This window comes from Kribbella sp. NPDC051620 (assembly GCF_044453825.1).
GTDB lineage: Bacteria > Actinomycetota > Actinomycetes > Propionibacteriales > Kribbellaceae > Kribbella.
Window position 1 is genome coordinate 1,632,368 of sequence record NZ_JBITDB010000001.1, and the last position, 20,433, is coordinate 1,652,800.

Here is a 20,433-nt window from a genome sequence, read left to right on the forward strand (position 1 = left end):
CGTGCCCAAGGCGGCGGGATCGGGGCGAGGGGCGTCCTCTAGGGTCTGCGGGATGGGGCGCCGTCGGTATCCGTTGCTGGAGCATCCGGGATATGTGCGCTTCTGGACTGCCGATGCGGTGTCGATGGCGGGGTCGGCCTTCACTGCGCTGGCCGTGCCGATCATCGCGAAACTCACTCTGCAGGTCAGTACCACCGAGCTGGGCATCCTGCGCGCCGCCGCGTGGTTGCCATATCCACTCATCGGGCTGCTCGTCGGCGTGTACGTCGATCGGCATCGCCGTCGCCCGCTGCTGATCGGGTCCGACTTCGCTCGGGCCCTTGTGCTCGGGGTGCTTCCGCTGGCGGCCGCGCTCGACGCGCTGACCTATCCGCTGCTGGTCTGCGTGACGTTGGTGTTCGGGTCGCTCTCGATCGTGTACGACGCGGCGCACCAGTCGTTTCCGCCCGTACTGGTCCCCAAGCCGCTGCTGACCGCTGCCTACGCCCGCCTGGAGCAGAGCGCTGCCGTCGCCCAGAGCGCCGGTACTCCGTTGGCCGGCGTGGTGATCGGCATCATCGGAGCGCCCCTCGCCATCTTGCTGGACGCGATCTCGTACCTCGTCTCGGCCATCCTGCTCAGCACTGTCCGGACGCTCGAGCCAGAAGTTGCCCTGGGCAAGGACCAGCCACGGCACCTGCGCCGGGAGATCCGCGAGGGACTGAACTGGGTCTACCGCAACCCTGCCTTCGGACCGGTCACGTTGACGTCGCACCTGTGGTTCATCGGCCAGGGAATGCTCACGACGGTCTACCTGGCCTACGTGCTCGGGTTCGACCACGGTGCCGTAGTACTCGGTATCACCTTGGGCTGCACCGGGATCGGCTCGGTGCTCGGAGCCGGCGCCTCCAGCTGGTACGGACGCCGCTTCGGTGTCGGACCCGGCATCATCGTGTGCCGCTGGCTCAGCCCGGTCGCCTACCTCACGGTCCCGCTGGCCGGTGACTCGCTCGGCGGTATCGCCCTGCTGTGCGCCGGCCAGTTGCTGTTCGGCATCTCACTCGGGCTCGACGGCCCGATCGAGATGGCCTACCGCCAGTCGATCACCCCGTCCGGGCTGCTGGGCCGGATGAACGCGACCACCCGCTCCCTCAACCGCGCGATGATCGTCATCGGCGCCCCACTCGGCGGCATCCTCGCCGACCACTACGGCATCCACCTGGCCCTCTGGGTAGGAGTCACCATCATGGTCGCCCAAGCCCTCTGGCTGAACCTGAGCCGCTTCCGCCACGCCCGCCTCCCAGACTGACGTCAGCGCGTGGCGAACGGCTGGTCCGACGGGACGATCTCCTTGCCCAGTGGGAGAAGGGAGATCGGGATGAGTTTGAAGTTGGCCAGGCCGAGGGGGATGCCGATGATCGTGACGCAGAGGGCGATGCCGCTGGCCAGGTGGCCCAGGGCCAGCCACCAGCCGGCGACGATCACCCAGATGATGTTGCCGAGGACCGAGCCGGCGCCGGCGGTGCGCTTGTCGACGACCGTCCGGCCGAACGGCCACAGCGCGTAGCCGGCGATCCGGAACGACGCGATGCCGAACGGGATCGTGACGATCAGGATGCAGCAGATCAGCCCGGCCACCACGTAGCCGACGGCCAGCCAGAAACCGGCCAGCACCAGCCAGATCAGGTTCAGAATCGTTCTCATGCCCTCCAGCCTGCCACCCGGCGGGTGTGTTCCAGGGTCAATCGGGCCACCAGTCCGGGATCATTCCGGGGCAACCAGTGCCCGCCCCTGACCACCTGGACGCTCAGGTTAGGGGCCCACCGCGCCACGTCGGTCTGCATCGGCGTCGTCACGAACGCATCCCCGTCCGGCGACACAGCCAGCACCGGTACGCCGGTACGCCGCTCCCGTGGACGCGCTAGCCGCTGGAGCACGTTCGCCCGATACAGGTTCAGCCCGTTGACGTAGTCCCCCAGCGAGCGCTCCCCCTCGGCCGGAGTGGCCCCACCAGCGGTGCGCTCGAGCCGGCCGAATACGCGATGTGCCCACCCCTTCCGCCAGCCGCGCTCGGGCAGCCACGGAAGCTGGAAGTAGAAGACGTACCAGGAGTGCATCAGCTGCCGCAGCCCTTCCCGCGACCGCCAACGGCTCCGCAGGAAGTACCCGACATGATCCAGCGACGGTCCCGAGATCGACACGAACGAATCGATTCGTCCTTGCAACCGCTCACTCGTGACAAAGTGCCACGACTGGATCGAGCCCCAGTCGTGCGCAAGCAACTGCACCGGCTGCCCGGACGAGACCGCGTCCAGCACCGCCGTGAAGTCCTCTTCGAGCCGCTCCAACCGGTACGCCGCCCGCTGCCGCGGTTGGTCCGACTCCCCCGCCCCGCGGACGTCGTACGTGATCACCCGGAAGTGCTCGGCCAGCCTGCGCGCGACCGGCTCCCAGAGCGACGCGTTGTCCGGGTAGCCGTGGACCGCGATCAGCACCGGGGCCGTCGGTTCGCCGTACTCGTAGACGGCGATCCGGGTGCCGTCGGCGCTCGTCACGTACCGCATGGTCTCAGTAGTCCTCGACGCTCAGGATCTCGAATTTGATGCCTGCAGCAACCAATCGCTGGCGGAGCGCCGGTCCCATCGCCGAGGCCGTGGTCACCTGGCCGGACGTTTCGGGGAGCGAGTCGAGAGCCAGCGAGAGCGCGCACTCACCGAGCATCTTGGCGGTCTCGCCGTAACCCGGATCACCGCCGGACACCTCGGTGACGACGCGTTTGCCGCCGCCTTCACCGATGAAGCGGGCCTTGAACCAGGACTTCGCGCGGCGTTCCTCGCTCGGTCCTTCACCGGTCTTGATCCGGCTCAGAATCGCCTTCCGGGCCGGCGGGATCTGCGCGGCGACGGCAAGCAGGCCGACCCCGGCGATGCCACCGGCGACCATCGGCAACTGTTTCACGGCGGCGTAGTGCGAGTAGCGGAAGTCGGGTCCGTACTCGTCGAGCAGGACCGCCGAGTTCGCCACGATCTGCGGGTCGACGGTCGGCAGCGGGACGGCCCAGAAGCCTTGGCTGCGGTGGATCCTGCCGGTCACGAGCTTGACCGACCGCCCCTCGGGACGCGGCTGGGCGCGGCGCCGGGCGCGGTGCGCGTCGAGGTTCTGCTTGCCGCGGGAGAACGCGGTGATCGCGGTGTGCAGGGTGCCGCCCGACGGCTTGCCGCCGGCCCGGATCATGCCGTCGACCTTGATCGGGACGTTCTTCGGCAGCTGCTCGACGGTGTACTGGACGCCCAGGTCGTACGGGATCGAGTCGAAGCCGCAGCAGTGGACGATCCGCGCGCCGGTCTCGACCGCCTTCGCGTTGTAGGCGACGTACATCCGGTCGACGAACTCGGACTCGCCGGTGAGGTCGAGGTAGTCGGTGCCCGCCTCGGCGCACGCGGCCACCAGCGGTTCGCCGTACCGGACGTAGGGGCCGACCGTGGTGACGACGATCCGGGCCGCCTCGGCGATCTTCCGGAGTGAGGCAGCGTCGTCGACGTCGGCGATCAGCAGGTCGACCTCGACGCCGAGCTTCGTCCGGACCGCCTCCAGCTTGGCGCGGTTGCGGCCGGCCAGCGCCCACTTCAGCTCGGCCGGGGCGTTCTCGGCCAGGTACTGGGCGGTGAGCGCTCCCGTGAATCCGGTCGCGCCGAAGATGACGACGTCGTACGGGCGAGTCATCGTTTGGCGGCCTTCTCGGAGTCGGCCTTGCCGCCCGCGCCCGACGCGCGGGACGAGGCTGCGGCGCCACGGGCCTCGATGTCCGCCAGGGCAGCGCGGTCGGCCTTCGGGACGTTGAACCGGGCGCCGAGCTCGACCACGTGCGGAAGCAGCGACCGGAAGATCTTCAGCACGCTGATCCAGCCGGGCACGTGGATCACCCGAGAGCGCTTCCTGATGCCCTGGGCGAACTTGTCGACGGCGAACTCGAGGGGGTACGTCTTGCTGATCAGCGGGACGCCGGTACGGACCTTGCCGAAGACCGGGTGTTCGTCCACGCCGCGGACCATGTCGGTGTCGACGAAGGTCAGGTGCGCGACGCCGACGTCCACGCCGAGATGCCTCAGCTCCGCCCGCAGGCTGTTGCCCAGCGCCTCGACGCCGGCCTTGGAGACGTTGTACGACGCGAGCCCGGGGATGTGCACGATGCCGGCCAGCGACGACACCAGGAGCAGGTAGCCCTTGCTCTCCAGGAGGTGCGGCAGCGTCAGGTGCACGGTCCGCCAGACGCCGTACAGGTCGACGTCGAGAACGCGCTCCCAGGCGGCCGGGTCCATGCTCCGGGTGAAGCCCGGCGCCGCGATCCCCGCGTTGGCGACGACGACGTCGATCCGGCCGTAGCGCTCGGCGATCGCCTCCACCGCGGTCCGCAGCGAGTCCGTGTCGGTGACGTCGGCCTCCCACCAGCCGGCGTCGGGACCGCACTCCTCGGCGACCTTCTTCAGCTCGTCAGGCTCCAGGCCCACCAGCGCGAGCCGGTCACCCTCGCCCGCCAGCCGGCGCGCGACGGCCGCTCCGATCCCGCGGGACGCGCCGGTGATGAGTACGACCTTGCCAGCCATCGTGACCTCCGCCTGTTGAGTGGATACTCAACAGTAAGTGCTTGTTGACCGATTACTCAATACACTGGTTCCTGTGAGCCACACCTCGTCCGCCCGGTTGCAGCCCGCCGAGCGCCGCACGCAGATCCTGGACGCCGCGCGCCGGGTCCTCGAGGCTGACCCGCACCGCGAGCTGAGCGTCGAACTCGTCGCCGCCGAGGCGGGCGTCTCCCCTGCCCTGCTGTTTCATTACTTCGGCTCGAAGAAGAAGTTCCAGTACGCCGTGATCGAGGCGGCCGCCGCCGAGGTGATGCTCCGGACGGCCCCCGACCTCTCCCTGCCGCCGGCCGAGCAACTCCGCAGCGGCATCCGCGCCTTCGTCCGGGCAGTACTCGAAGCTCCCCAGCTCTACCGCGCGACCTTGCTGATGTCGGCCGCCGGCGACCCCGCCGTACGAGCCCTGCACTCCGAACTCCGCCAGGTCTTCAGCCAATGGGTGATCAACGCGGTCGCCCAGCGCGGCATCGAGGTCACCCCGTCCGTCGAACTCGCCTGCCACGGCTGGCAGGGCTACGTCGAGCAAACACTGCTGACCTGGATCGACACCCCCACGATCTCTCCCGACGAACTGGAACACCTCTGCGAGCGCTCCCTCGACGCGATCCTCGGCACTACTACTTCTTGAGGCCGACCAAGGCTTGCAGGACCAGTTGGGCCAACTGCTCCGCGCTTTCGTTGCCGATGGCATCCATCAGGCGGCGGTCGGCGGCTCGCAGCACGGTGCGGCCTTTCTCGAGTAACGCCTGACCGGCGTCGGTCACCTGGAGATCCGCGGTCCGGCCGCGACCAGGCTCGGTCAGCAGTTCGACGGCGCCGAGGTCCTGCAACTGGCGCAGTGTCGCCTGCATGCTCTGCGCGGTGATGCCGTCGCGACGGGCCAGCTCGCTGTAGGACAGGCCGGGCTGGTGAGCAAGGTGCCCGAGCGCGGAGAAGTGGCGCATCGACAGTCCGTGGTCGCGGAGGTCGGACTCGGCCTGGTCGCGGAGTTGGCGGCCGAGCATCATCAGGAGCAGCGCGGGGCTCGCGGTGGCGCCCTGCGGTGGAGTAGTCACCTGCACATCATCGCGCAGGGTGAGTTACAGTCTGCCTGAAACTCACATCCTCAGGGAGAGCGATGAACAAGTTCCTGCTCAGCGTGCACGTGCTCGCCGCCATCATCTTCATCGGCCCGGTGACGGTCGCGGCGAGTATGTTCCCGCCGATTGCGCGCCGCGAGCTGGCGGCCGACCAGCCGCAGACCGCGGTACTCGGAGTCCTGCACCGGATCAGCACCGTCTATGCGATCGGCGGGATCGCGGTACCCGTCTTCGGTATCGCGGTCGGCGCCGGGCTCGGCGTACTGGGCGAGGTGTGGTTGGTCATCTCGATGGTGCTGACCGCGGTGGCGGCCGGAGTTCTCGTGGTCGCGGTGCTGCCGGTCCAGGCTGAGGTGATCGCCGCGGCCGGCCAGGATCAGGAGACGCGGGCCGCACTGCTGCCGCGGGCTCGCAAGCTCTCGATGACGACGGGGATCTTCGGGTTGCTGTGGGCGACCGTCACCGTGCTGATGATCGTCCGGCCCGGCTCGACGACCGGGGTGTGACGAGCGGCTAAAGTGCCGGGGTGCTGAAGGTTGCGACGGTGAACGTGAACGGGATCAGGGCGGCGTACCGGCGAGGGATGGCCGGGTGGCTCGAGGAGACCGATCCGGATCTGTTGCTGCTGCAGGAAGTCCGGGCGACGGACGAAGTACTGCGTGATCACCTCGGCGCCGACTGGCAGATCGCGCACGCGGAGCCGGCGCTGGAAGGGCACAAAGGCCGGGCCGGGGTAGCCGTCGCGAGCCGGCGGCCGATCAAGCAGGACAACGCCGAGATCGGGCCGGAGCGGTTCAGCGGGAGTGGGCGCTGGGTCGAGGCCGATGTGGTGCTCGACGACGGTTCGCCGCTGACCGCGATCAGCACCTATGTGTTCACCGGCGAGTTCGAGACGCCGCCGCGGCAAGCGGAGAAGTACGCCTTCCTCGACGCCTTCACCGAGCGGTTGTCGGTACTGCGCGCCGACGGGCGGCACGTGCTCGTCTGCGGCGACCTCAACATCGCGCATCGCGAGGTCGACCTCAAGGCGTGGAAGGCGAACCGGAAGAAGAGCGGCTTCCTGCCCGAGGAGCGCGCCTGGCTGGATCGTCTGTTCGAGGCCGGCTGGGTCGACCTCGGCCGCCGGTTCGGCGGCGAGGGACCCGGGCCGTACTCCTGGTGGTCGTGGCGCGGAAAAGCCTTCGACAACGACGCAGGCTGGCGGATCGACTACCAGATCGCCTCCCCGTCGCTGGCCACCACCGCGGTGTCGTGTGAAATCCATCGGGCCGCGACCTACGCCGAACGCTGGAGCGATCACGCACCGGTCGTCGCCTGCTACCAGATCTGAGTTAGTCTCCGGGCATGTCCGAGTTGAAGCCGCCAGTAGCCGCCCGCAAGCCGATCGAACGCACCCACCACGGCGACGTTTTCGTCGACGACTACGAGTGGCTGCGGGACAAGACGAACGACGAGGTGCTGGACTACCTGCGGGCCGAGAACAGCTACACCGAGGCCCGTACCGAGCACCTCGAATCGTTGCGTGAGGCAATCTTCTCGGAGATCTCGGACCGCACCCTGCAGACCGACCTGAGCGTCCCGGCCCGCAGCGGCGGTTTCTGGTACTACGCCCGCACGATCGAGGGCAAGCAGTACGCGCTGAGCTGCCGGGTCAAGGCGGCCGGCGACGAGCCGCCCGCGACCGACGGCGAGATCCCCGGCGAAGAGGTGCTGCTGGACGGCAACGAGCTGGCCGGCGACTCGGAGTTCTTCTCGCTCGGCACGGTCGACGTCTCCCCCGACGGCCGGCTGCTCGCGTACTCGGTCGACCTGACCGGCGACGAGCGCTTCACGATGCGAATCAAGGACCTCGACAGCGGCCAGTTGCTGCCGGACGAGCTGCCCGGTGTGCACTACGGCTCGGCCTGGTCCACGGACGGCTCGACGATCTTCTACACGAAGGTCGACGACGCGTGGCGGCCGCACCAGGTCTGGCGGCACACCCTCGGCGCCTCCGAGGACGTGCTCGTGATGGAGGAGCCGGACGAGCGGTTCTGGGTCGGCGTCGACCTGACCCGCAACGAGAAGGCCATCATGATCTCGCTCGGCAGCAAGCTGACCAGCGAGGCCTGGCTGCTCGACGCGGCCGACCCGACCGGCGAACCCGTCGTGGTCGCGCCGCGGCGGGAAGGCGTCGAGTACGACGTCGAGCACGCCGGCGACCAATTGCTGATCGTGCACAACGCGGACGCGTCCAACTTCTCGCTGGCCACCGCTCCGCTCGACTCCCCCGGCGACTGGACCACCCTGATCGAGGGCGACGAGTCGAGCCGGCTGCTCGGCGTCGACGCCTTCGCCGACCACGTCATCCTGTACCGCCGTCGCGACGCGCTCACCGAGCTGGCGATCATGCGGCGTACCGGTGGCACGTTCGGGGCACCGGAGGCGCTGACCTTCGACGAGCCGATCTACACGGTGTCGCCCGGGCGCAATGACGAGTGGCAGGACACCCGGTACCGGTTCGGGTACACGTCACTGGTGACGCCCGGGTCGACGTTCGACGTGGACGTGGCGACTGGTGAGCGGCGGCTGCTCAAGCAGCAGCCGGTGCTCGGTGGGGTCGACCTGCGCGCCTATACGCAGTACCGGGAATGGGCGACTGCATCGGACGGCACCCGGGTGCCGATCTCGCTGGTGGCGCGCAAGGACGTGGCCAAGGACGGGAACGCGCCGATCGTGCTCTACGGCTACGGGTCGTACGAGAGCTCGATGGACCCATGGTTCTCGATTCCGCGGCTGTCGCTGCTGGACCGGGGCGTGGTGTTCGCGATCGCTCACGTGCGCGGCGGTGGCGAGCTCGGGCGGCACTGGTACGACGACGGCAAGATGCTCACCAAGCGCAACACCTTCACCGACTTCATCGCGGCCGCCGAACACCTCGTCAAGGACGGCTGGACCAGGCCCGAGCGGATCGTCGCGCAGGGCGGTTCGGCCGGCGGGCTGCTGATGGGCGCGATCGCCAACCTGGCACCGCAGGCCTTCGGTGGCATCGTCGCGGAGGTGCCGTTCGTCGACGCGCTGACGACGATCCTCGACCCGTCGCTGCCGCTCACCGTGATCGAGTGGGAGGAGTGGGGCAACCCGCTCGAGGACCCCGAGGTCTACAAGTACATGAAGTCGTACGCGCCGTACGAGAACGTGACGGCGCAGCAGTATCCGCGGATCCTGGCGATCACCAGCCTGAACGACACCCGCGTCTTCTTCGTCGAGCCGGCCAAGTGGGTGGCGAAGCTGCGCGCGACGGCGAGTGGCAACGTCGACGTTCTCCTGAAGACCGAGATGGATGCCGGCCACGGCGGGCGCAGCGGCCGCTACGACGCCTGGCGCGAGGTCGCCTTCACCCTCGCCTGGGAACTGGACACCCTCGGCCTGGCCTGAGCCGGGAAGGCCTGCGCCCCTGCCGGCGTTGTAAATCCACGAGCGCATAAGTTCGAATGTGTCGTGCGACACACGTGCGAGTCCCCCGAATAGCTGCTGGAGCGGGCATTCGGGGGTACTGGGCCGAAACCTGACTGATATTGCGGACTTTCACCGGAAGGTGCCGGGAAATCTCAGGGAACGTTCAGGGTGTTTACACACTCATCGTGGAATCTTGAACCTCACTCGAGCGTTGCTCTCCATGTAACGACGAAGGGAGTTTCGGTGGCTCGCATGGCTCGTGTCCGGTCCACGGACGACGGTATCGACGGTAAGGACAGCGTCGGTCTCTACCTGGAAGAGATCGCTCGCACTCCTTTGCTGACCGCGGAAGAAGAAGTCGAGCTCGCTGAAACGGTTGAGGCAGGTCTCCTCGCGGAGCAACTGCTGGCCGAGGGGCGGGTTGGACGCAAGAAGGGCGGAGCGCCCAAATATGCGACGGAGGAAGAGCTCGAGTGGCTGGCCGAAGAGGGCCAGCGCGCGCAGCAGCGGTTCGTGACCGCGAACCTCCGGCTGGTGGTCTCGATCGCCCGCCGCTACGGACGGTCCCAGATGCCGCTCCTGGATCTGGTCCAGGAAGGCAACACGGGCCTGATCCGCGCGGTGGAGAAGTTCGACTACCGCAAGGGATTCAAGTTCTCGACGTACGCGACCTGGTGGGTGCGGCAAGCCATCACCCGCGGTATCGCGCAGCAGGCCCGGGTGGTCCGGCTGCCGGTGCACGTGGTGGAGCAGCTGAACCAGATCGGGTCGGCCCGGCGGACGCTGGAGCGCAAGCTCGGGCGTGAGCCGGAGATCGCCGAGATCGCCGAAGAGCTGGACCTGGACCCGGAGCGGGTGACCGACCTGATCCGGATCGGCCGGGACCACATCAGCCTGGACAACCCGATCGACGACGAGGGCGAGACCTCGCTGGGCGACCTGATCGCGGCCGAGACCGCGCCGGGGCCGGACCAGCTGGTCGCGGACGCGTCGGACCGGTCCGGACTGTTCAGCCTGGTCGACCAGCTCGACCCCCGGTCGGCGGACGTGATCCGTCGCCGCTACGGACTGCACGACGGCCGCCAGGCCAAGCTCGCCGACATCGGCGCGGTGCACGGCATCTCCGCCGAGCGCGTCCGCCAGATCGAGCGCGAGGCCCTCGGGCGCCTGCGCCTGCTGGCGGACCCGACCCTGGCCGCCTGACCCGCACCACCAACTCCCCCTCGAGAACCCCCGAGCTCGCCACTGAACTGCGGCTCGGGGGTTCTTCATGTCTGGCGGCTGGCTCGTGGGGTCGCTGTCAGCGGGCGTTCCAGGTGTCGATCAGTGGGATGAGGTCGGCGAGGTTCTGGATGGTGGCGTCGGGGACGCCTTCGGTGTGGCCGATCTGCTCGGTGGGGATCGCGCTGTGCGGGATGTGGGCGGCCCGCATGCCGACGTTCTGCGCGCCCCAGACGTCGTCGAACAGCCGGTCGCCGACGTACAGGGCGGTCGACGGCACATCCACCTTCACAGCGCGCAGGGCGGCCCGGAACGCCTCGGGGTGCGGCTTCGAGTACGGGATCTCGCTCGTGTAGACGGCGCCGTCGAGCAGTTCGAGGACGCCGTCGCGGGCGAAGATCTCCTCGTGCCGCTGCCGCGACCAGATCGTGTTCGACAGCACGCCGATCCTGAGTCCGCGGTCGCGGAGCGCGCGCAGGGTGCCGACGGCGTCCGGCGCCAGCTCGGTGTGCGGTTGCCAGCGCCGTTCGTACTCCGCCAGGGCCGACGGCGTCATCGCCACGTCGGCCAGCAGGCAGACCTCCTCGAGGGTGCTGCTGAGGTGCTCGTCGCGGGACCGGCGCCAGATCGAGTTCTCGGCGTCGAGCAGCCGCTTGGCGAGCTCGTCGGCGCGGGGCTCGTCGATCAAGGCGGCCACAGACCGCCAGACGTCGTACAGGTCGATGTCGTGCCAGGTGGCGAGGGTGCCGCCCCAGTCGAACAGGACGGCCTCGATCGGTTCACTCTTCGCGTTCGTCACGGCGGACACCTTGCCAGAGCGGACCGACAGAACGCTCCCGGATTACTGGCTGACCCGGGCGATGTTGTTGCGCTTGGCGAGCCAGAGGACGCCGGCGGCGTACAGGGCGATGCACGGGAGGTCGAGGACGAAGACCGACCAGTGCGCGCCACCTTGGTCGGACCAGTCGGACAGCTGGCCGAGCGCCGCGGGGATCATGAACGCTATGAGGTTGTTGATCGAGTGCAGCGCGATACCGGTCTCCAGTCCGCCGGTCCTGATCGTCAGCCAGCCGACGGTCATCGCGAACAGGAAGATGTCGGCCATCGCCCAGCCGGTGTAGCCGTGCCCGAAGACGAACGCGACGCTGCTCACCACGAGTGCCGGCCAGGGCGAACGGAAGAGCCGCTTGAGGTTTTTGACGAAGGGGTTGCCGTCGGTGTTGTCGGGACCGTAGGCGCCGACCGCCTGGACCAGCCAGCCACGGAACACGAACTCCTCGGCCGCTGACTGGAGCGGTACGAGGAACAGGATCACCAGCGCCGGTACGACGAAACGCCCCCAACCGACCCAAGAACCGTCGTCGGCCGCCGCCGGGCCGTTGTCGGCGTTCGGGAAGATCGCGTCGAAGGCGTTGGCCAGGGCGATGTTGAGGACCAGGTAGGCGAGACCGGGCAGGCAGCACAACGCGAGCCAGCGCCAGCGGATCTTCTGCAGCACCGAGGCGACGCTGAACGCCGGACGACGCTGGATCCAGCGGACGATCAGCAGGACGAGCGGGGTGAGGATGCCGAGCAGCAGCAGGTTGGAGGCGATGTCCTCGGTGGGGTTGCTGAAGAAGACACCGGAGTCCTCGTCGGTCACGTCGTTGGGCGAGATGCCGTCCCAGACGACCAGAACGAAAATGGTCGTGAAGATCGCCAGCAGGCCGATGACGATCGATCCGAGGATCGGCCGCCACCACCGGTGCAACGGAGTCCGCGCCATCCGGTGAAACGGCGTCCCCACCGGAGCCGACACAACCCGAGGCGACTTGACCCCGAACTGCTGCTGCCCATACGGCTGGTACCCCGGCTGCCCGTACGGCTGCGGCGGGTACGGCTGATACCCCGGCTGCCCATACGGCGAAGGCTGCCCAGGCTGCGGATACCCGGCCCCCGGCCCTGGAGCTCCGTACGGCGGAGCCCCCGGATAGGGCTGGCTCCCCGGTGCTGGCCCGTACTGCGTCCCGCCCGCGGCCGGCCCGGGATACCCACCCGGCGCCCCCGGATACTGAGCCGCCCCCGGATACTGCGATGCACCGGGGTACTGCGATGGCTGACCCGGCTGCTGCGGTGCACCCGGGTATGACTGCTGGCCTGGGTACTGCGGTGCACCCGGGTATGGCTGCTGGTCCGGCTGTTGCGGTGCACCCGGGTATGGCTGCTGGGCTGGGTATTGCGGTGCGCCGGGGTAAGGCGGTGCAGGTGGGTACGGAGACTGCTGGCCCTGCGGCGGTGCACCGTAGGGCGGCGGCTGCTGCGGCGACCACCCAACCGGCGGCTGCCACCCACCCGGCTGAACCGGCGCCTGCCCCCGCCCCTGCGATCCCGTGGAGTCCTGCGGTGGTAGTCCGGGTGCCTGCCAACCACCGTCCTGTACCGGCGGCTGCGTGGGCGTTTGCTGCGGTGTCGGCTCCTGGGAACCTGTCTCGCCGGTGGATGCCTCGGGCTGCTCTTGCGGGTGTGCCGCAGATGCAGGGTCGGGGGTGGTGGGCGAGGGGGTGTCCGCGGGCGGCGGGTCCTGGTGGGGATCCATGGGGAGACTCTATGAGATCGGGGGTAACGAAGGGCTCGGGCTGGCATGCTTCGGGGCATGGGTGTTGTGGGGGTGCGGGTTCGGATCGGGTATGCGTTGGGGTCGGTGGCTACCGGGTCCTTCGCGACGGTGCCGGGATTGCTGCTGTTGCCTTATCTGACGGATACCTTGGGAATCGCAGCCGTGGTGGCGGGGGCGATCGTCTTGTTGCCCAAGGCGCTTGACGTGGTGCTCAACCCAGTGGCCGGGCGGATCTCCGACCGGCATCAGTCGCCGCGAGGGCCGCGTCGCCCGTTCCTGCTCCGGGGCGGCCTGTCGTTGGCGGTGTGCTTCGCGTTGCTGTTCGCAGTACCGGATCTGGATTCGAAGGTGTTCGACGCGTCCTGGGTGCTGCTCGCGTTCGTCGGCTGCGCGACGGCGTACGCGTTCTTCCAGGTGCCGTACATCGCGATGCCCGCCGAGATCACCGACGACTACACCGAACGCACCCGGCTGATGAGCTGGCGCGTCGCCGTGCTGACGATCGCGATCCTGATCAGCGGCGGCAGCGCGCCCGCCATCCGCGACGCGATCGGCGGCCGCGACGGCTACCGCGCGATGGGCCTGACCGTCGCCCTCCTCCTCGCCATCGGCACCTTCGGCGCGTACTACGGAACGCGCAGCGCCCCAACCGGCGCCGTCAGCGAAACCACCGGCACCCTGCGCGAGCAACTCCGCGTCGTCGCGCAGGCCGCCGACTTCCGCCGGCTGCTCACCACCCTCGTCCTGCAGGCGCTGGCGATCGGCTCGATGCTGGCCGGCATCGACTACCTCGCCCGGTACGTCCTGCGAAACCCCGGCGCCGCGACCATCGCCTTCGTCTGCGTCGTCGGCCCGGCGCTCCTGGTCAGCCCGCTTTGGCTTGCCATAGGCAACAAATTCGGCAAGAAGACCGGTTTCCTGCTCGCCTCCGCCGTCCTCGGCCTGGGCGCGATCGCCGTCATCCCCGCTCAGCACGTCCCCACCTGGTGCGTTTATCTCGCCATCGCGATCGTCGGGGTCGGCTTCACCGGCGTACAGGTGTTCCCGTTCGCCATGCTGCCCGACGTGGCCGCTGTCGACGCGGCGCGCAGCGGTCTCCGCCGAGCCGGCGTCTTCACCGGCATCTGGACAGCAGGCGAGACGCTCGGCCTGGCGCTCGGCCCCGGTCTGTACGCGTTGGTGCTGGCCGCCGGCGGCTACGTCTCCTCGACCAACCGCGACGCCATCCAGCCCGGTTCGGCGCTGACGGCGATCGTGATCGGAATGTCGGTGGTCCCTGCTTTGCTGATCGCCGTCAGCTTCTTTGCCCTGAAGCGCTACCGGCTGACCGCCGAAGAAGTCCTGGAGGCCCGATGACCGACGTACTGGCCCGGCTGCGCGCGTTGCAGCAAGGCGATCTGCCGACGCACGGCGGGAGCACGCTCGCGTACGTCTACGACTCCGGCCTGGCCGAGGCGGACGAGATCGGCCGACAGGCACTCGCCCTGTACGGCGCGACGAACGGCCTGGACCCGACCGTCTTCCCCAGCCTCCGGACGCTGGAGAACGACCTGGTCGCGTGGGCCGCTCGCCTGCTGAAAGGCGACGAAGCAGTCGGGACGGTCACGTCGGGCGGCACCGAGTCGATCCTGCTCGCCGTGCAGACCGCGCGCGACGCGGCGCCCGGGATCGCGCAACCGACCATGGTGTTGCCGTCGACTGCGCACGCCGCGTTCCACAAGGCGGCCCACTACTTCGGAGTTCGCGCGATCACCGTCGATGTCGATCCGCTGACGTACAAGGCGGATCCCGAGGCGATGGCGGCGGCGTGCGACGACACGACCGTGCTCGTGGTGGCGAGTGCGCCGTCCTATGCGCATGGGGTCGTCGATCCGATTCCTGAGATCGCTGCGGCGGCGAGCGCGCGGGGAATTCGGTTCCATGTGGATGCGTGTATCGGTGGCTGGGTGTTGCCGTATCTGCGGGCGGGTGGGGTTGAGGTCGCGCCGTTCGACTTCGTAGTACCGGGGGTGACGAGCATTTCGGTCGATCTGCACAAGTACGCGTACACGCCGAAGGGCGCGTCGATCCTGTTGCATCGGACGGCTGGGCTGCGGCGGCCGCAGTACTTCGCGCACGCCGACTGGCCGGGCTACACGATGCTCAACTCGACGACCCAGTCGACCAAGTCGGGCGCTCCCCTGGCTGCGGCGTGGGCCGTCGTCCAGCACATCGGCGATGAGGGCTACCAACGACTTGCCCGTACGTCGTACGACGCGACGCTCCAACTGGCCGAAGCAGCCGGCGCGATCGATGGGCTGAGTGTGCTCGCTCGCCCGGAGACGACGTTGGTCGCGCTGAGAAGCGACGAGCGGGCTGATGTGTTCACGATCGCCGACGAGATGGCCGCGCGCGGGTGGTTCGTGCAGCCGCAGCTCAGCTTCCGCGATCAACCGGCGTCACTGCATCTCTCGATGAGCGCTGCGACCGCGCCGAGGCTCGGTGAACTGCTTGCCGCCCTGAAGCAGTCGGTCGGCGCAGCGCAAGCGGCTGGTCCTGTGCAGGTCGCGCCCGAGTTGGCGGAAGCTGCTCGAGCGCTGGAACCAGCGCTGCTCGACGATGCCGCCTTCGACGGGCTGCTGGAGCTGGCCGGCCTGGGAACGGGCGAGAACCTGCCGGATCGGATGGCGCCGGTGAACGCCCTCCTCGACGTCGCTCCCCCACGCCTGCGCGAGGCACTCCTGATCGCCTACCTCGACCGCCTGATGCGCCCCACCTGACCGTGCCTCCCGACCGACCGATGCGACCCCACTTGAGCGCCCGCCGCGGTGACTGTTGCATGCTGGCTGCCGTCTGCTGACCTTTGGAGGATGTGCTCGATGGTGACCGATCCGACGCCTGGACCGACCGCGTCGACCCGTGCCCTGCCGCAGTCCGTGCTGACCCCGCTGACCGGATCGGCGATCTTCCTCGTGGTCCGGATCGAGCCCGGCGGCGAGGAGCAGGCGCGTGATCTGCTGGAGCGCGTCACCGGGCTGACCCGTGCGGTCGGCTTCCGGGTGCCGGCCGGCAACCTGTCCTGCGTCACCAGCATCGGCTCGGACGTGTGGGGCCGCCTGTTCGCCGGCGCGCGGCCGGCCAAGCTGCATCCGTTCATCGAGCTGCAGGGCGGCAAGCACAAGGCTGTGTCGACGCCCGGCGATCTGCTCTTCCACATCCGTGCCGGTCAGCTGGACATGTGCTTCGAGCTGGCCCAGCAGATCATGAAAGAGCTCGACGGCGCGGCGACGGTCGTCGACGAGGTACACGGGTTCAAGTACTTCGAGATGCGCGACCTGCTCGGCTTCGTCGACGGCACCGAGAACCCGACCGGCTCCGAGGCCGACGAGGCCGTCCTGGTCGGCGCCGAGGACCCGGCCTTCGCCGGCGGCAGCTACGTGATCGTGCAGAAGTACCTCCACGATATGAAGGCCTGGAACGCGCTGACCGTCGAGCAGCAGGAGCTGGTGATCGGCCGGACCAAACTCGAGGACATCGAACTGCACGACGACAAGAAGCCGACCAACGCGCACATCGCGCTCAACGTGATCGAGGACGACGACGGCAACGAGCAACAGATCCTGCGCGACAACATGCCGTTCGGCTCGATCGGCGAGCAGCAGTTCGGCACCTACTTCATCGGCTATGCCAAGGATCCCGGCGTCACCGAGCTGATGCTGCGCCGGATGTTCCTCGGCGAGCCCGAGGGCAACTACGACCGCATCCTCGACTTCTCGACCGCCGTCACCGGCACGCTCTTCTTCACCCCGACCGCCGACTTCCTCGACGACCTCCCACCGGCGCCGTGACTGTCACTCGCCGCTGAACTGATCTGTGTCCGAGACGTAGCCCCAGCGGAAGTACGTCGCCGGGCCGAAGGAGCCCGGCAGCTTGCCGCGGTTCTGGATCAGCGTGGCAGTGCCGTTGGCGTGGCCGACGGCGTAGAGATAGGCCACTTGGGTGTCCCGGTTGATGCCGACCAGCAGAACGCCCTTGCCGCAGCCCTGCGCGATCAGCGTGTCGAAGCCCTGCCAGGTCGACCTCCGGACCACCTTCACCACCGGCTTCAACGGCAGCTTGGTCGGGATGTGGATCGTGTACAGCGCACCGCCCCGGGTGTTCGCGAGGAAGGTGTCGTACGTGCGAGTCCTGCTGATCAGCGCCATCGCCTTGACGGCGAAGAAGCCGGGCGCCGTCCCGGACTTGTGCCATGCGCCCTTCGCGTCGACGGTCCAGCGGAAGAGGGTGCCGTCGTTGCGCAGCGCGTACTCGTTGGTGCGATCGAAGGAGTCGTCGACATACTGCGATTCCTCGAACGTGTGGAACATGCCCCAGCCACCGCCGATTCGCCGGTAGACCGGCCGGCCGACGAGTTGCTGGTTCTCGTCGGTGTCGTACTGACTCCGGTACATCCCGTCGCCCACGGCCACCCAGCCGTCGGCGTGGCCGCCGGACGCCGGGCCTGGCGCGTACTGGAACCGGCTGCTCATCCACGGCCCGCCCGCCGTGTACACGTGCTCGGTGGTCCAGGTCGGCGTGACGGAGGGCGGCACCGTCGCCCTGATCTCCTGCCGAACATGCTTGCCGAGTGAGCCGCTCGAGCCCAGGCTCAGGCTGCAAGCGACTGCGGGAGTGGCCGACCCCTCCGTGGCCGCTCCCGCCGCGCTCGTCGCGCCCAGACCGGCCAGCAGGGTCAGGCTCAGCACAGCTGAGACGCCCCGAAGTCGCCTCTGCCCGTTACCGTCCACGGTCGCTCTCCCTGCTTGAACCGGTCTAGACCTGGACACGCCAGTCAACCCGTACAGAGAGGTAGATGCAGGCGACGCGGCGAAAGTTGTGGCCGGAAATTGTCGGTGGCCTGGGTGAGACTGGATGCATGTTGCTCGCAGATGTGGTCGCCACGTCGACCTCGCTGAGTCAGACCAGGTCGCGCCGGGCGAAGGCCGATCTGATCGCCACGCTGCTGACCACGGCGACCGAGGCGGTCGAGACGGAGATCGTCGTGACGTACCTGTCCGGTGAGCTGCGGCAACGGCGCACGGGTGTGGGCTGGCGGACGCTCGCCGATGCGCCGGCACCAGCCGCGGAGCCGTCGCTGACGATCGAGGAGGTCGACCAGGCCTTTGCCGAGCTGTCGGAGTTTGCCGGCGCTGGGTCGCAGGCGAGGCGGCGGGAGGCGGTCGACGCGTTGTTCGGACGGGCGACGGCTGACGAGCAACGGTTCCTGAGACTGCTGGTCAGCGGTGAGCTGCGGCAGGGTGCGCTGGACGGTGTGATGGCTGATGCCGTGGGCAAGGCGACCGGGATCCCGCTGGAGAAGATCCGGGCAGCGACCATGTTGCGTGGTGCGGCGGCGCCGGTGGCGGTCGCGGTGCTGACCGAGGGTGAGGCCGGGCTCGATCAATTCGGGCTCGAGGTCGGGCGTGGGGTGCAACCGATGCTGGCCCAGTCGGCAACGAGCATCGCGGAGGCGCTCGCGAAGACGGGTTCGCCGGCCGCGATCGAGTGGAAGCTGGACGGGATCCGGATCCAGGTACACCGCGACGGATCCGACGTGGTGGTCTACACCCGCACCCTCGACGACATCACCAGCCGGGTGCCCGAGGTGGTCAGCGCGGTGCTCGACCTCAAGGCCGACAAGATCGTGCTCGACGGCGAGCTGATCGCGCTCCGCCCGGACGGTCGGCCGGAAGCCTTCCAGGTCACCGGTTCCCGTACTGCGACGCGCGCGGCGACCGGGCCCGAGACGGTCCCGCTCACGCCGTACTTCTTCGACATCCTGCACCTCGACGGCCATGACCTGCTCGGGCTCGACTCGACCGAGCGGCACGAGTGGCTGAGCAACGTGGTGCCCGAGGAGCGGCGGATCCCGCGGTTCGTGACCGCGGATGCCGAGGCGGGTGAGGCGTTCTTCGCCGACGCCGTGAAGCGCGGGCACGAAGGCGTGATGGTGAAGTCGCTGTCGGTGCCGTACGAGGCGGGTCGCCGTGGGTCCGGCTGGGTCAAGGTGAAGCAGACCCACACGCTCGACCTGGTCGTGCTCGCGGCGGAGTGGGGGCACGGCCGGCGTACCGGCTGGTTGTCGAACCTGCATCTGGGCGCGCGCGACGAGCAGACCGGCGAGTTCGTGATGCTGGGCAAGACGTTCAAGGGGCTGACCGACGAACTGCTGCGGTGGCAGACGGAGAAGTTCCAGCAGATCGAGACGCGACGCGACGACTACACGGTCTACCTGCGGCCGGAGATCGTGGTGGAGATCGCGTTCGACGGCGTCCAGACCTCGACGCGCTATCCGGGCGGGATGGCGTTGCGGTTCGCGCGGGTGCTGCGCTACCGCGAGGACAAGACCCCGGACCAGGTGGACACTGTGCAAGCTGTCCGCGCGATCCACCAACCCACCGAAGGACCCACCGATGACGAGTGAACCCGTCGACCCAGACCTCGCAACCCGCCGGCTGGCCCACGAGGCACTCGAGCAGGACGACCCGACCGGCTGGTTCGAGCGCCTGTACTCCGCTGCGTCCGAAGGCACAGCCGTCCTGCCGTGGGATCGCGGCGCCGCACACCCGTTGCTGGCGGACTGGATCGCGACGGCTGAGCCGCGTGGCGCCGGCCAGCGGGCGCTCGTCGTCGGCGCTGGTACCGGCTGGGATGCCGAGCTCGTCGCCGACCAGGGCTACGACACCATCGCCTTCGACATCTCCCCCTCGGCGGTCGAGACGGCCGAGCGCAACCACCCCGACTCTAAGGCGACATACCAGGTCGCCGACCTCCTCAACCCACCGGCCGAATGGCACCGCGCCTTCGACCTGGTCGTCGAGATCTACACCGTCCAAGCGCTGCCGATCCCCCTCCAACCCAAGGCCACCGCACACGTCTCCGACTTCGTCCGCCCCGGCGGCACCCTCGTCGTCATAGCCGCCGCCCGCGACGACAACACCCCCGACTCCTCCGTAGACGGCCCACCCTGGCCCCTCACCCGAGCAGCCATCGACGCCTTCACCACCCCCGACCTAAACCTGATCCAACTAGACCGCACCCCCAGCCCCAACGACCCGGCCCTGTACCGCTGGCGAGCCGAATACCTCCGCGACTAGTTCCCCGCCCAACGCAACTACCCCACCTCCACACTCGCCCCGCCGGGTCGCTACTCGCCCTACCCAACACAAGCGACCGTGGATCGCATCGCCGGGCCCCCCTCGCCCCACCCAATACAAGGGACCGCGGATCGCATCGCCGGGCCCCCCTCGCCCCACCCAATACAAGGGACCGCGGATCGCATCGCCGCGCCCACTCGCCCCACCCAGTACAAGGGACTGTGGATCGCGTCGCCGGGCCCGCACTCGCCCCACCCAGTACAAGGGACCGTGGATCGCGTCGCCGGGCCCGCACTCGCCCCACCCAGTACAAGGGACCGTGGATCGCGTCGCCGGGCCCGCACTCGCCCCACCCAATACAAGGG

18 protein-coding genes and 1 pseudogene are annotated in these 20,433 nt (G+C 68.7%); 11 read left to right on the forward strand and 8 right to left on the reverse strand.

Annotated features, from left to right (window positions below; all coding sequences use genetic code 11):
* The first annotated feature begins 52 nt into the window (after positions 1-52).
* Positions 53-1,288 carry an MFS transporter gene (locus ACIA12_RS07195; protein WP_396365979.1) on the forward strand — a complete coding sequence of 412 codons (1,236 nt, stop codon included), beginning with the start codon at positions 53-55 and terminating at the stop codon, positions 1,286-1,288.
* A 2-nt stretch (positions 1,289-1,290) separates the two neighbouring features.
* Here ACIA12_RS07195 and ACIA12_RS07200 read toward each other — a convergent pair whose 3' ends face one another.
* The 4 genes and pseudogenes from ACIA12_RS07200 to ACIA12_RS07215 all read right to left on the reverse strand — a co-directional run.
* Entirely contained in the window at positions 1,291-1,683 is a 393-nt protein-coding gene (locus ACIA12_RS07200; RefSeq protein WP_396365981.1) for a YccF domain-containing protein, read from the reverse strand.
* The gene (locus tag ACIA12_RS07205; protein ID WP_396365983.1) at positions 1,680-2,543 is read right to left on the reverse strand and encodes an alpha/beta fold hydrolase; all 864 of its coding nucleotides are present in this window, start codon (positions 2,541-2,543) and stop codon (positions 1,680-1,682) included. The genes ACIA12_RS07200 and ACIA12_RS07205 overlap by 4 nt, the downstream gene beginning before the upstream one ends.
* A gap of 4 nt (positions 2,544-2,547) precedes the next feature.
* Positions 2,548-3,702 carry a saccharopine dehydrogenase family protein gene (locus tag ACIA12_RS07210; protein WP_396365985.1) on the reverse strand — a complete coding sequence of 385 codons (1,155 nt, stop codon included), beginning with the start codon at positions 3,700-3,702 and terminating at the stop codon, positions 2,548-2,550.
* Positions 3,699-4,586, reverse strand: a pseudogene (locus ACIA12_RS07215) (SDR family oxidoreductase); the annotation flags it as partial. The gene ACIA12_RS07210 and the pseudogene ACIA12_RS07215, both read right to left, overlap by 4 nt.
* Positions 4,587-4,656: 70 nt before the next feature.
* Between ACIA12_RS07215 and ACIA12_RS07220 the strand changes: the two are divergent.
* The gene (locus ACIA12_RS07220) at positions 4,657-5,247 is read left to right on the forward strand and encodes a TetR/AcrR family transcriptional regulator (protein ID WP_396365986.1); all 591 of its coding nucleotides are present in this window, start codon (positions 4,657-4,659) and stop codon (positions 5,245-5,247) included.
* Here the strand turns inward: ACIA12_RS07220 and ACIA12_RS07225 are convergent.
* A complete protein-coding gene (locus ACIA12_RS07225; protein WP_396365987.1) occupies positions 5,237-5,674 on the reverse strand; it encodes a MarR family winged helix-turn-helix transcriptional regulator in 438 nt (145 codons plus the stop codon). The two genes, ACIA12_RS07220 and ACIA12_RS07225, sit on opposite strands and share 11 nt — an antisense overlap.
* A 62-nt stretch (positions 5,675-5,736) precedes the next feature.
* Here ACIA12_RS07225 and ACIA12_RS07230 point away from each other — a divergent pair, with 62 nt between their 5' ends.
* From ACIA12_RS07230 to ACIA12_RS07245, 4 genes are all read left to right on the forward strand, one after another.
* A complete protein-coding gene (locus ACIA12_RS07230; protein WP_396365988.1) occupies positions 5,737-6,204 on the forward strand; it encodes a DUF2269 family protein in 468 nt (155 codons plus the stop codon).
* A gap of 20 nt (positions 6,205-6,224) precedes the next feature.
* Complete coding sequence (gene xth, locus ACIA12_RS07235) at positions 6,225-7,028, forward strand: exodeoxyribonuclease III (protein ID WP_396365990.1); 804 nt, start codon at positions 6,225-6,227, stop codon at positions 7,026-7,028.
* Between the two features lie 14 nt (positions 7,029-7,042).
* Positions 7,043-9,115, forward strand: coding sequence for a S9 family peptidase (locus tag ACIA12_RS07240; protein ID WP_396365992.1), 2,073 nt, complete (start codon positions 7,043-7,045; stop codon positions 9,113-9,115).
* A 264-nt stretch (positions 9,116-9,379) separates the two neighbouring features.
* Positions 9,380-10,339: a sigma-70 family RNA polymerase sigma factor gene (locus ACIA12_RS07245; protein WP_343978973.1), complete on the forward strand. Its 960-nt coding sequence runs from the start codon at positions 9,380-9,382 to the stop codon at positions 10,337-10,339.
* Between the two features lie 97 nt (positions 10,340-10,436).
* On the opposite strand, the gene ACIA12_RS07250 is transcribed toward ACIA12_RS07245, so the two are convergent.
* Positions 10,437-11,156 (reverse strand): HAD family hydrolase, encoded by a 720-nt coding sequence (locus ACIA12_RS07250; RefSeq protein WP_396365993.1) that lies wholly within the window; start codon positions 11,154-11,156, stop codon positions 10,437-10,439.
* A gap of 42 nt (positions 11,157-11,198) precedes the next feature.
* On the reverse strand, positions 11,199-12,155 hold the full coding sequence (locus ACIA12_RS07255) for a type II CAAX prenyl endopeptidase Rce1 family protein (RefSeq protein WP_396365995.1): 957 nt from the start codon (positions 12,153-12,155) through the stop codon (positions 11,199-11,201).
* An 834-nt stretch (positions 12,156-12,989) separates the two neighbouring features.
* On the opposite strand from ACIA12_RS07255, the gene ACIA12_RS07260 reads away from it, so the two are divergent.
* The 3 genes from ACIA12_RS07260 (at position 12,990) to ACIA12_RS07270 (ending at position 16,780) form a co-directional block, all read left to right on the forward strand.
* Positions 12,990-14,309: an MFS transporter gene (locus tag ACIA12_RS07260; protein ID WP_396365997.1), complete on the forward strand. Its 1,320-nt coding sequence runs from the start codon at positions 12,990-12,992 to the stop codon at positions 14,307-14,309.
* Positions 14,306-15,712: a pyridoxal phosphate-dependent decarboxylase family protein gene (locus ACIA12_RS07265; RefSeq protein ID WP_396365998.1), complete on the forward strand. Its 1,407-nt coding sequence runs from the start codon at positions 14,306-14,308 to the stop codon at positions 15,710-15,712. The genes ACIA12_RS07260 and ACIA12_RS07265 overlap by 4 nt, the downstream gene beginning before the upstream one ends.
* A 99-nt stretch (positions 15,713-15,811) precedes the next feature.
* Positions 15,812-16,780: a Dyp-type peroxidase gene (locus ACIA12_RS07270; RefSeq protein WP_396366000.1), complete on the forward strand. Its 969-nt coding sequence runs from the start codon at positions 15,812-15,814 to the stop codon at positions 16,778-16,780.
* A 3-nt stretch (positions 16,781-16,783) separates the two neighbouring features.
* Here ACIA12_RS07270 and ACIA12_RS07275 read toward each other — a convergent pair whose 3' ends face one another.
* A complete protein-coding gene (locus tag ACIA12_RS07275; protein ID WP_396366001.1) occupies positions 16,784-17,677 on the reverse strand; it encodes a hypothetical protein in 894 nt (297 codons plus the stop codon).
* Between the two features lie 170 nt (positions 17,678-17,847).
* On the opposite strand from ACIA12_RS07275, the gene ACIA12_RS07280 reads away from it, so the two are divergent.
* The gene (locus ACIA12_RS07280; protein ID WP_396366003.1) at positions 17,848-19,395 is read left to right on the forward strand and encodes an ATP-dependent DNA ligase; all 1,548 of its coding nucleotides are present in this window, start codon (positions 17,848-17,850) and stop codon (positions 19,393-19,395) included.
* Positions 19,385-20,068 (forward strand): class I SAM-dependent methyltransferase, encoded by a 684-nt coding sequence (locus tag ACIA12_RS07285; protein WP_396366004.1) that lies wholly within the window; start codon positions 19,385-19,387, stop codon positions 20,066-20,068. Before ACIA12_RS07280 ends, ACIA12_RS07285 begins: the two co-directional genes overlap by 11 nt.
* Positions 20,069-20,433: the final 365 nt, after the last annotated feature.